At 42.0% G+C, this 12,445-nt stretch carries 10 protein-coding genes; 4 read left to right on the forward strand and 6 right to left on the reverse strand.

Going from position 1 to position 12,445, the window contains the following annotated elements; all coding sequences use genetic code 11:
• Positions 1-5: 5 nt before the first annotated feature.
• Entirely contained in the window at positions 6-1,592 is a 1,587-nt protein-coding gene (locus CQ839_RS05490; RefSeq protein ID WP_103667272.1) for an FkbM family methyltransferase, read from the reverse strand.
• A 36-nt stretch (positions 1,593-1,628) separates the two neighbouring features.
• On the reverse strand, positions 1,629-2,960 hold the full coding sequence (locus CQ839_RS05495) for a class I SAM-dependent methyltransferase (protein ID WP_103667273.1): 1,332 nt from the start codon (positions 2,958-2,960) through the stop codon (positions 1,629-1,631).
• 130 nt (positions 2,961-3,090) lie between these two features.
• Between CQ839_RS05495 and lnt the strand changes: the two genes are divergently transcribed.
• Complete coding sequence (lnt, locus tag CQ839_RS05500) at positions 3,091-4,638, forward strand: apolipoprotein N-acyltransferase (protein WP_103667274.1); 1,548 nt, start codon at positions 3,091-3,093, stop codon at positions 4,636-4,638.
• A 1-nt stretch (position 4,639) separates the two neighbouring features.
• Here lnt and CQ839_RS05505 read toward each other — a convergent pair whose 3' ends face one another.
• From CQ839_RS05505 to CQ839_RS05520, 4 genes are all read right to left on the reverse strand, one after another.
• Entirely contained in the window at positions 4,640-5,890 is a 1,251-nt protein-coding gene (locus CQ839_RS05505; protein ID WP_103667275.1) for a family 3 adenylate cyclase, read from the reverse strand.
• Positions 5,891-5,991: 101 nt separating this feature from the next.
• Positions 5,992-7,890: a lipoxygenase family protein gene (locus CQ839_RS05510; protein ID WP_219817727.1), complete on the reverse strand. Its 1,899-nt coding sequence runs from the start codon at positions 7,888-7,890 to the stop codon at positions 5,992-5,994.
• Positions 7,891-7,972: 82 nt separating this feature from the next.
• Entirely contained in the window at positions 7,973-8,662 is a 690-nt protein-coding gene (locus CQ839_RS05515) for a response regulator transcription factor (protein ID WP_103667276.1), read from the reverse strand.
• A 245-nt stretch (positions 8,663-8,907) separates the two neighbouring features.
• The gene (locus CQ839_RS05520; RefSeq protein WP_103667277.1) at positions 8,908-10,476 is read right to left on the reverse strand and encodes a hypothetical protein; all 1,569 of its coding nucleotides are present in this window, start codon (positions 10,474-10,476) and stop codon (positions 8,908-8,910) included.
• Positions 10,477-10,609: 133 nt separating this feature from the next.
• Here CQ839_RS05520 and CQ839_RS05525 point away from each other — a divergent pair, with 133 nt between their 5' ends.
• From CQ839_RS05525 to CQ839_RS25950, 3 genes are all read left to right on the forward strand, one after another.
• Positions 10,610-10,894 carry a hypothetical protein gene (locus tag CQ839_RS05525; protein ID WP_103667278.1) on the forward strand — a complete coding sequence of 95 codons (285 nt, stop codon included), beginning with the start codon at positions 10,610-10,612 and terminating at the stop codon, positions 10,892-10,894.
• 34 nt (positions 10,895-10,928) lie between these two features.
• Positions 10,929-12,263, forward strand: coding sequence for an ATP-binding protein (locus tag CQ839_RS05530; RefSeq protein ID WP_103667279.1), 1,335 nt, complete (start codon positions 10,929-10,931; stop codon positions 12,261-12,263).
• A gap of 108 nt (positions 12,264-12,371) precedes the next feature.
• On the forward strand, positions 12,372-12,434 hold the full coding sequence (locus CQ839_RS25950) for a hypothetical protein (RefSeq protein WP_374937731.1): 63 nt from the start codon (positions 12,372-12,374) through the stop codon (positions 12,432-12,434).
• Positions 12,435-12,445 lie beyond the last annotated feature (11 nt).

The raw sequence follows: 12,445 nt of genomic DNA on the forward strand, positions 1-12,445 counted from the left end.
TCCGCTTATTGCACAATGCTTTTCTGAGGTAAAGCGATGATATTCAGGCTACCCTGAAAGTCAGCATTTACATCAACAGGAATTAGCTTCTGTAAATATGGCTGATACCGAAACAGTTTATAACCGATGCTTCTCAAATAATCTGCGACAGGTAAGTTACTGCCTTGATGTCCCGCAATATTTTCATAGAGGATGATCGGTGCAAACTCAGTGAGAATGTGATCGCACCCTCTCAGAACTTGTAGTTCATGTCCCTCAGCATCAATCTTGAGAAAATCAACTCGACTCACGCCATATTGCTCAATAAGACTATCCAAGGTAAAACACTCAACTTCTTCAAAGCTACTGGCATCTCTAGTGCGTCCTTCCTCTTCAGAAATTAGTTCATTAAGCTCACTCGCAGAACTAAGTGATAATTTCGCAGTGCCAATGCGATCGCTTGCGGCTCCTGCACAGACCTTTACCCAATCTAGCTGATTAACTCGGCAAGTTTCACTGAGGTACGCTACACACTGAGAAAATGGTTCTACAGCCAAGACTAAACCCGTTGAGCCGACCCTTCGAGCCGAGCTGAATGTATATACCCCAGCATTTGCCCCGACATCAATCACCGTCATTCCTGCCTGAATCCCATTGCGCCAAAACTCAATTTCCTGCTCAAACCAGTCACCTTGAGCAACTAAAACACTGGTGACAATGCTGCGAAAGTTTGGCTCTACCGCTAAGACTAAATCTTCATCAAAAGCAACATAGGCGATCTCACTGTCCACAGGGAGCTTAGTCCATTGCCATGCCGCCGCATCGCTATTTTGCTGTAAACAAATGTCATGCGCTGCTTCTAGCCAATACTTAGCGGTATTTAAATCACCAATACTGCGATAGCCCAGATGAAGTGCTTGTAAGATTGGAGCATAATCTGGAGCCAGTCGTCTAGCATGGTGTAAATGGATAATTCCTTCAACCTGACGACTCATCAATTCGGCAATGCCCAGCATTAAGTGTACAGTGGGACTATCTGCAAAAAGCTGATTAGCCAAGCGCAAGAATCGAATTCCAGAGGCGTTGTAAAATACAAACTGCGATCGCTTTAAAGCTTCCGCTAGCAACATTAAGATTTGATCATAACCATTATTGGCATTGAGAATCAATTCAAACTCTAGAGACTCTCTAGCAGATGTAGGTAAATAAACTAACCCTATGGCAATGCTTTGAGAAGATGTATAAATAGGTTGCAATACATTAATGGCAGTATTTAGAGCTAGCTGGATTGCCTTGTCATTTTCTGCCAACATACTTTGAATAATTACATAGTGAGCAGCACAATGTGGACTTTGATTGAGGCTAAACCCTCTTTCTAACTTCTGCATTGCAGTCTGAAGTAGGCTAGCTCTTTCCTCTACATCTTCCGATTGCTCTGCTTCAATTAAATCGATAACAGCTAAGTTATTCCAATCCAGAGAAGTCTCAGGACTATCCCAGTTAGTATTTTTGAAAATCTCTTCAACTGATGACAAAATGTTGGCATCAAGATCAGGATAGTGTCTGAAAATATATTCAAGATAGAGATCGCTAGGATCAGAGGCTAATTTCATGACTAAATCCTTTGTAAAAAAATATAAGATAAATATTTAGTGAGCTTGAAGTTCTAGCATGAGGTAGTCCAAGCTTTCTAGGGACTGTACTGTATTTTGGACTAACTGAAAAGCTTTCTGCTGATCTATAGGCTGCAAAGTTACAGGATCTACAGGTCTAAACTTTTTCCAACGCTCAACCAAAGAGATCATGGTCTGTGGTGCATCCAATAGAGGCAACAGGCAAGTAGCCATTGAGCTATCAATCGTGACAACTTGCATATGAGTTGATAGATACTGATTAAGACTAAAAATCCCACAATCAGTAATACAAGTAACTAGATCCTTTTTAAAATTGGAAGTATTTAATTGAGGATGTAGACAGACTTTCGCTGTCTGCCAATCGGTATCACTCCATTCACTAAAAGGAACAAAGGTTTGAATTTGTTGAGGATGACCACACCAAAAATCTAATAACCGATGAATTGGATGGAGTAATTCATACATTTGCAACCGATCTTCAATCGATAAATCTGGTAAACTCATCTCCAAAAAGACAGGTAAATTATTTGCTTCTTTAAATAAATCTCTAAAATCCCATTCGCGCCAATTCACCATACTGATAAATTCTAGATCAGCTAACTTCAGCGAAGTAAATAGATCGGCGATCGTATAACCCTTATCCCCTTGGAATAGGTGATTCATCAGAATATCTTGTTTACTTTCTTGTGCCGAGTATTTAGGATTCCAAGTTTGAGATTTTAGCAAAACATTATCTTGTAAAGCTTGCATCGTCTCAACAACAATCTCGATCTCTAGATCTTCTGGATTTCCATCCAACAATCCCATCATTCCAAACATTTTTTGAGCGCGAAAAAAGCTAGTTCGCTGAATGGAACTATGTAAATTGCTGCGAATGATGCCATCAGGTTTTAAGACTGATTGCATAGACTTTAGGGCAGTCGCAGGTTCAGGAAAAAGATATAGCAATTCATCGCAATTTATATAATCAAATTGATAGCCTAAAGATGGTAATTCTTCGAGTGATGCGACAATAAATTCTACATTGTCAAACTCATTATGTTCTAAACGTTGTTCTGCTAACTTAATTGACTCGGCGGATATATCTACTCCAACTATTTTTGCTCCTGGGTTTGCTTCTGCTAGAACTAGAGATTTATATCCTGAGCCACATCCTGCATCTAGAATCACTTTCCCTTTAGTATCTATAACTTTTTGATCTCTTAAGTAGAAAGAAGTTACTAAATTGTGAATATATAGCTCATTAGGATTGTCTTTCGGCGACTTTTCAAGAGGGATTCTAGGATATGGGCTACTGTCAAACTGTTGACGTATTTTATCTAGTAGGTCGGATTTAGGATCAGTCATGTAAAGTTACTCTTGATCTTCTGAGGATTTTTTATTGCTTTAATAAATGCGATCGCATTGTAGCAGACTGCTATTCAGGAATAAATGAGAAAATTGTAGAATTACAGTACAAAGATTATTTGGCGTTTCTATGCGAAATTTGCAAAATCTCCTGTTTGCCGCTCTAGGTGGGGTACTGATGGGACTCACACCTGACCCATTTAGTCAATGGTGGCTAGCATGGATCGCCCTAATCCCACTTTGGATGCTGGCTCAAAAGCTGAAAGTCAAAGAGGCGATCGCAATGGGGGCGATGTGGGGATTTTGCTATCACGGTATGGCGTTATTTTGGATTACGACGGTGCATCCGATGGAATGGATGGGCGTGCCTTGGTGGACAAGTTTTTGGATTGCCACATTGGTTTGGTTGTTGATTACGAGCTGGGGTGCGGTATTGTCAGGCTTATGGGCTGCGGGAATGTCATTGTTCACGCAGAAGCTCAATGTAACTAGTCGGGTAGTTATTGCTTGTGCGATGTTTAGCGGACTAGAAACCGTGTGGAGTTGGGGACCACTTTATTGGACGGCGCTAGGGTTTACCCAGAGTCCCCATGATTTGCTATTGCTACAAATTAGCCGTATCTCTGGGCAGCAGACTATGACTGCGGCAATTGTGGCTATTAATGGATTATTTGCCGAAATTCTTTTACATAGAACTTGGGCTGAAAGACGACGCTATGCGATCGCGGCGATTTCTTTGCTAATTGCGATCGCGGGTTATGGTTTGTGGGAAATGCAAGGCGATCGCATGGCAAGTAGCAATAGGCAAGCGATCAAAGCAGGAATCATTCAGGGGAATTTCCCTAATGCGCTCACGGTCAAACCGAGAGGATGGGAGATCGCAGTTAATAACTACACTAAAGGCTATGAAAAGCTGGCTCAGTCAGGGGCTGAGATGATCGTTACGCCTGAAACTGCGATTTCTTTTCTCTATCCAAATTATGATGCCCGTCGCGAGCCGTTTGATCTTGCTGTGAAGAAATATCGCGTTCCTGTCTGGCTGGGAGGTTTCGGCACAACTCGCAATCCCAATGCCGAAGATCCAAATAATTATACTAATAGTCTATTTTTGATTGATGGCTCAGATAAGATTCTCGGTCAATATGACAAAGTGCGGCTTGTCCCAGTGGGAGAATATATTCCCTTTAAGCCAATATTAGGAAGTCTGATTAAACGCTTATCGCCGCTTAGAGGCGAAGTCGATGCAGGATCGAGCGAACAACTCGTTGATACGCCGTGGGGACGTTTCATTGTCGGCATTTGCTATGAGTCGGCATATCCCGCCACTTTCCGTTTTCAAACCGCCGCAGGTGGTAGGTTAATTTTATCTGCTTCAAACAATTCCCACTTTGCTTCCTATATGTCGGCGCAACACCATGCTCAAGATGTGGCAAGAGCAATTGAAAGCGATCGCTGGGCAGTTAGAGCTACTAATACTGGCTATTCTGGCTTTGTTGACCCTAATGGGCGCACAATTTGGCTGTCAGACGTGAATACTTATGAAACACATATGGAAACAGTTTATTTAAGAGACACAAAAACTCTATATGTACTGTGGGGTGATTGGTTGACACCTTTGCTTTGTATTAGCAGCATTGCCATTTATACTAAGCATCGTCTTACAGAAGATTTTGGTTGAATTACCCTTCATAGGAAGTTAGCTCTACTCCAGAAATACTGTACTTAATTTCTTTAAATCCACTCACATCTACTAGAGCACGCATCGATGTACTCAAATATAGTTTGCCAAATTTGCCTTTGTCTTGAGCCATCTTGGAAGCTACATTAACAGGGTTTCCCGCTATATCTCTAGTGCCAAATGGTAGATTAAAAATAAGAACTTCGCCTCGATCAATTCCTATCCGACAAGTGATATCTTGTGCTGCGAACTCTTGGCGAAATGTTTGGGCAAATTTTACCGCCGCGATCGCATCATCAAAAGCGTAAATTCCTAACGAGCTAACCACTTTAATTTCCGTGCCAGATGTTGCGTTTAGCAGTCGCAAGCCAATATCTTTCATTAATGCTGAGAATGAGAGTTGATTAAACATGGAAACTTCATGGGCTTCCACTAATTCATTTTTACTCTCGATCATTACTACTACTTTGTTTTGAATATACTTATCTACCAATGCATGAGCAAAATCTTGGTCGGTTAGTCGAATTTCATATTCCAATAAATCGGCATAAAAATCTTCAGAATAGGGGATTGGATAACGTTGATCGTTTGGCTGTAATCCTGATAATCTCTCGCCATCCAATACTCGATAAATATTGCCAATTTCAGTTACTAAATCATCACGTTTCTCAATAGTGAAGTTGTGATTTGCTGGCAGGCGATCGCATATGGCTTGACTGATTAAGATCTCTCCACCACAGGTATGATTCTCAGCAATTTCTTCGATCTCATCTGCTTCTGCTCCATACAAACCACCACTAATCGAATAGAAATTACCATAATGAGCCCCAATCCCAATTTTGATTTGACAACTGTTAGCGATCGCATCTTGGATCGTTAGGAGTGTGGAAACAAGGGTAGATGCACTAAGGGAATCTGGATAGAACATTTGTGTATTGTCCGCTGCCCAAATCCCTACACTTTCTCCTCCGATCGCTTTCCCATAGCCATGTAAAATCTTTTTCGGCTGGTTGATGATAGCCAGAATCTCTAATAATCCCTTTTGCTGAGTCAGCTTAGTTAGTCCAACTGAGTCAGAAGATACACTATATCCTTGGACTTTGTGACTCTTAAGTATTTGTAACGCATCCTCATAGGTTTGTTCGCTGCTCAACCATTGCTCAACCAATTTCAGTGGCAGTGCACCAATAATATCCTGCGTGATATCAAACAGGTTTGTGGAATAGCGTTTTTTGCTGAGCTTTTCTATCATTGAAGCCTATTAGTTTTAGGTATATATCACGTTGCTACAACGCTTTTTACTAAAATCTGAACCAGAATAAAACTTTCAAAAAATTTATTCTGGTTCAGATTTTAGATATTAATACTTTGAGGAATCCGTGATGGTCTCAAATAGTTATAGTCCGTAACTCGTTTTTCATTACGAGACTTGATTGTTGACTCGATCGCCTTTAACTGATCTTGGAAATCGAGTAGGGGCTGCTTAATGCGATCGTCATTGAAATAACTAGGCCCATACTCACCCAAGGTCGTGTAATAGACCGAACCAAGAATATAAGTCATCGTCAATTGGCTCTTAGCCTGATCGATAGGAGGCAACATTGCAAAGAAATCTGCCTCGCTTGCACCTGTGGTTGAAGTTGGTGCAGGGGTATAGCCAGCTAGAGGAAATGCGGGAGCATAAACCATCAAGTCGCCTTGGGGGAAGTTCACCGCCGCATGTTGAGCACTACCAGTAAAGATTAGTAGAGTTACAGCATTGACTAAATAATCAAAAGTGCGAATCTGTCCACTCTGTCCGAAACTAGTTACGCGACCACCATTGTCAGAAATGATTTCCTGTGCCCAAGCTTGCAGTTCCGAATCTCTAATCACATCATTGTCATTGAAGTAATAGATCGATAGATAGCTTTTAACCCAAGTTGAAATAGCATCCCAAACTAACAAAGCATCATCGCGATAGGGATAGTCTGGCAATAGGTTTGGATCATCAACTCCTCTCTTCTTCAAAGCTACAGGCAATATCGCCTCATCAAAGTTATAGGTTTTTACACCCTGAACTGAAAGTGCGCGAGACGAAGTAATCGTGCCTGCTAATAGACTATCAATGGTTCCACCTGCATTAATCAGTCCTGACTGAGCCGCATCATTAATCGCTAAAGTCCCTTGAAAATGTGGCTTTAGTAAAACATATAGAGGATGATTACTGGCGAGTTGGCGATTAGTAGCGATCGCAAAAGGCTCGATAAATAGATGAGTTCTACCCAAATGACTAATTAGTTCATGGTAATTAGCATCGGCAATTTGGACAACAGTTTTTGCTAGCATCCAGTTTGGCTCATCACCAGCTTGACAGACAAAGATGGGATTAGTATTCGGATCTTGTCCTAGTTGAATGGCGATCGGAGTCAGGCTCTTTTTCCCTTTAGGAATCGCAAATAGAGCTAAAGGTGCGTTGATATATTTCTGTTCTGATTTAGGGAAAGTGCCGCCTGCGATCGCGGTTAGTTCTACATAATCAGCCAAATACAAACGCCCTTCTGCTCCTGCCGCAGCTAAAGAATCACCAGCCAAAACCTTCTGGAATTGCGCCTCAGTCAAGGGGAATTTGGCATCCAAAGCCTTAACCTTTTGAATCACTAGAGGATTAAAGCCAGCAACGCGTAACCTTGCAAATTCTGAATTGCTCTTAAAATTTTGACTGATTGCAGGTAGAGGAATAATCCAAAAAAGATTGTTGTATTCTTGAATGTTTGACCCTTCTAAATCAATTGGCTCATCTTCAAGAATTGTTGGCAATTCGGACAATAGTTCTATTAATGCATTTTCAGACTGAGACATGCTAGCTTCAAGCAAACGTTTTGAGAAGTCTAGTTGTTGTGCTTTAGATTTCTCTTTGTCAATGAATGCCGAAGGATTAGCTCGATCATTTAACAAAACTTTGACCACTACCTTCCCAACTAATAATCCCCAAGATAGAGAAAATCTCTCATTCTTGGGAACCTTCTCTACCATTGGCAATGACTCAATATAGGTGTAGTTATATTGATAGAGTTGCCTAGATTGATTTAGAGATGCTTGACGCTGAGTAGTTGCGGGATCATTCTGAGGCAACAGCGGGTATTTGCTTGACTGCGATCGCCTTGATATTAAATTGGCTAAGTCTGTTAACTTAGCCGAAACGAAATTTAATACTCTGGCAACACCACTCAAAAGCGAGAAGATCATGGATGCACCTTGAAATCTATACATCCATATATAAAACCTGAATGGTTTAATTAAGATAAATTTTTATAAATAAAAGATAAGGCGGCGCATCGCGCCGCCTTATCTTTTATTTAACTAGTCCTGCTCTGAGAGCACGGACGGCGGCTTGAGTGCGATCATCAGCGCATAGCTTGTTCAAAATATTGCGTACATGGGTTTTGACAGTGCCCACTGTGATGTAAAGGCGCTCAGCAATCTCGGCATTGCTATTGCCATTGACAATCTCAGATAGCACTTCTAGCTCACGCTCAGTTAATGGCGTAGCGGCAAGGACTTGCTTGTAGTCTGCCTCAGCAGCATCAATTTCTACGGTTGCTTCACGGCGACGTACCTGCTGCAAGACAATACTTGCGATCGCAGGATCGATCCATGAGTTGCCCTCGGCAGTTAGCTTCAGCGCTTGCACTAGATTTTCGGAGCTAATATCTTTGATGCAGTAGGAATCTGCTCCAGCGGCAAAAGCGGCTAATACGGTTTCTTGGCTATCGGTCAGCGTCAAAATTAAAACTTTAGTGGCACGTCCTGCATCAGTAGCCGCTGCCTTGATTTGGCGAGTTACTTCTACGCCATCCATATCAGGCAAGCCCAAATCAACGATCGCTACATCTGGATGTTGGCTATTTACCAGAGACACACCCTCTGCGCCCGTGGCAGCTTCGCCAACAAACACGAGCTCTCCCTGCTGTTGCAAGGCGATCTTCATGCCCATACGGGTCAGGTCATGGTCTTCAATCAGGACAACACGAATCGAACTCATAAGCATTTTTGCAGATTGTGCATAGTCTGTATTGATACCAGAATCTCATAGAAGGGGCATTAAAAATACTCAACTTAAGATTAACAGTGCTATAGGCAATGTTAAATCGTTCAAACTATCAATCGAATCTATAGCAACGTAAGAGATAGCTAGGACTAATCAAACCCCAAAAGATGAGTAGCGGCGCTTCGCGCCGCTACTCATCTTTTGGGGTTATTGCTATATAATTCCTGCACCAACAACCATTAGTTTTTCCCAACGACAAAAGCAGAGTCGATACTTTGGTTATATTTTGCACCGCTCTTGGTGGTTTGATTGATCACAATTCCATAGGCTGCATTGTAATCAGCTTTTAGCCAAGGTGAGCAATAACGACCAACAGGCAAAGTGTAACTATTGCCATTAACTTTCGCTCCCTCATTAGGCTCTAGTTTTGGTGGAATTTTGAAAGTAACTTTGCGCCGTTTAACATAATCGCCAGCGACTACACCAGTTGCCGATTGCTTACTAAAACATTCCACTTCGATTTGTGTCTCTTTGAGCAATTCGCGTACATTCCCGCGATCGCTAAGTATTAATTGATTGTCAGTGCCAACACCTGAGATTTTTTGCAATTGGAAAGAACTAACACGATCTGGATTAAATCCGCCTGTAATCTTTACCACTTGAAGATTATTCTCAGGAATAACTTGATATTCCAATGTTCCTGGTAGTTGGTATTCAAGCTCTGCATTCTCATTGAGGACATTTACCTTTGCCCCAATTTCGACTCGATCAACTCCTAAAGCCGCAGGAGTTTCTTTTGCCGCCCAATCAAATCGATAAAAAAGCCGTGCCGTATCTTTGAGATAGGTGTATGTATCTGGCACATCAGAGCTAGCACGGAGTATGCGTGTCAAGCCACTTCTCTCAACCCAAATGTTTTTGATGAGTCCCACTTTTTTGCCGATCGCTACTCCTAGGGCGGTGCGATCGCTTGTAATTTCCGCAGGGATATCTAAACGTGGTACAAGCGTAATTTTTCCATAGGTGCCAGTTTTTCCTTCAAGACCGTTGTTACTTGTCAGTCCATCGCGACCACTTTGACAAGAATAAGAAGCGCTACTGGATTGTTCCTTTCTACTGCGATAGACCCAATTACCATCATCACTAGGAGTTTTTGAAGATGAAAAAGTATTTTGCAAAATATTTCCCACGACATCACTTATGAATTCGCCGCCTGATGTGGAGCAAACTCTCGAATGGCTAGAATAATGTTGCCAATCAGCATTGGCATCTTTTGCCGATCTGCGCTCAATTTCTGTAGTACAGGTTGTAATTGTCCAAGAAGTTTCTTGGCAGTCACAACCCTTGCCGCCGAGAGCGCCGCGTCCATTACGCCCACCCTTTCCGCCATTGTTACGGATTTCGAGCATCTGGAGCGCTGCAATATCAGTGTAAAAAATAGTGGCATTGCCCCCACGTCCACCATTACCGCCATTACCGCCGATGCCCCCACTACCACCAGATGCACCTATTAGAGAGAATTGAGGCCGACGAGGCTGCTCACAACTACTAGCCGATCGCCCTGCAATTCCATCTTCAGCATCTTCACCTATTGTCCCCGTGAGATTATAAGCAGCAGGTTTCCCATCACCAACAATTTTGATGTCTTGACCATCTCTGCCATTGCGCCCATCTCGACCGCGATTGCCATCCTCTCCAGTAAGTCCAAAAGTGTTTTGAGCGATCGCTGAAAAGCTTACTAAAGGTAAGGTCAGAATGGCGATCGGTAAAGCATGGATCACAAACTTGGGAGATAGAGGTTTCCACATATGCTAAAAACTTTGAAATTACTTTATTTTGTTGACAGTATCACTACAGGCTGAGTTCCTAATATATTCTAGAAATCTGCACCGCCTAACCTAAACTTAAAATAAAAATCATTAAATAAAAATCATTTGTATTATGCCTGCAAATCAAGGTCAACAATTAGAAATATATAGTAGTAACCATCCTCAAGAAGTTTTACTGGTCAAGCTAAAAATTGATGATGAACTTGATGAAGTAATGATTTTTAAAGGCTTTTCAAGCTCCTTGATGCGATCAACAGCCTTTGATCCCGATGTGCCAGTGATTAGCGATCGCGCCGAAATATTGAGCATCGATCGCCTCGCCGCACCCTATAAGCCAAATCAGCCTAACTATCTCCAACAAGGGATAACATGGGAAGAGTTCTTTGCTTATTTGTGAAGTGCATTCCTCGCGAAATTAACTTGATGTAGATATGCTTGAAGAGACGCGGCAATCGATTTATACAAAGCAAGTGAGAATCGCCTCATTATTGCTTTACCAAAATGTTTTGGAGCAAGAAGCATGGGAAGCCTATGTAAAGTTATTGCATAGCCTTGCCAACTTCGCTTTAGATGGTCATGAGAATAGCTCACGGAGACTTAGCTATTTATTTGCCTATGGAAGATGGTTCCGCGCGATCGCATCAACAGGCTACAACTGGCGAGACTATCTGATTTCGCAAATTTTGACTTCTGACAATCCCTTTAGTCAGCAAGCTCAAACCACAGAATTTAAGTTGTTATCTCAATCATTGGTCGCTGCCGCCAAGCATGATCTCCAAGTCCTAGAAGAGATAAGTCTTTGGGGCGGAGATAAGCTAGTTGATTGTATAGAATCTTTTGGCGATCGCCCTGTGACCTTGCAATTGTCAGAAAGTAATATATCGAGACTTTCGGAAGTTAAGCGATCGCTGATTCTCAAATTTCAATCCACCGATGACTGGACGCAACTCCTGCCAGAGTTAGCCAATTATTACAAACATTCAGGCACAGGGATATTTACTGATTACGATGCATTCCGTTGGTGCAAAGGTCATCTTGAGGGGATTGCCTATCCTGATTTGGTTCAGCTATCCGATCTAATCGGCTACGAGTCACAAAGACAGACTCTGTACAAGAATACAGAAGCTTTTTTAGCTGGCTATCATGGGTTGCATACCTTGCTCTATGGCAGTCGCGGCACGGGCAAGTCTTCGATGGTTAAGTCATTGATGTATGCTTATCGCGATCGCGGTTTACGTCTAGTCGAAGTTGCTAAAAATGATCTTAAAGATCTGCCCATTATTGCCGAGATTCTGCGTCAAGTTCCACAGAAATTTATCATTTTTGTCGATGACTTGTCCTTTGAGGAAGAGAGCGAAGACTATAAGGCTCTCAAGGTAGTTCTGGAAGGAAATCTTTCTGCACAACCCAATAATCTTTTGGTTTATGCAACTTCCAATCGTCGTCATTTATTGCGTGAATATTTTAGCGATCGCCCTAGCCTGAGAGATCTTAGTGATGGTAAAGAGGTCAATCCTTGGGACACAATGCAGGAAAAGTTATCTCTAAGCGATCGCTTTGGCTTAACTCTGACATTCCTGCAAGCCGACCAAGAAATCTATCTCAAAATTGTGCATCACCTCGCAAAGCGTGCAGGTATTGAATTGCTAGATGATGATCTCAATTTTCGCGCCTTGCAATGGGCTACTCGCCATAATGGTCAATCGGGACGTACTGCGCAGCAGTTTATCGATTTTTTGCAAGCAGATTTAGAACTTAAGCGTTGAGATGTAATGCGATCGCATCTTTAATCTCTGTGAAAGTAAGGTGCGATCGCCTAATTCACCGAAATCTTTACTATAGAAGGGACTCGATTGCCGTTGTATTTTGCAGAGATGAAAATTATTAAGGGTGAATATCATGTCATTCCACGCACAAAACCAAGCGAAGTTATCTAGTTGGAAATTTA

Origin of the sequence: Pseudanabaena sp. BC1403 (assembly GCF_002914585.1) — a bacterium.
GTDB lineage: Bacteria > Cyanobacteriota > Cyanobacteriia > Pseudanabaenales > Pseudanabaenaceae > Pseudanabaena.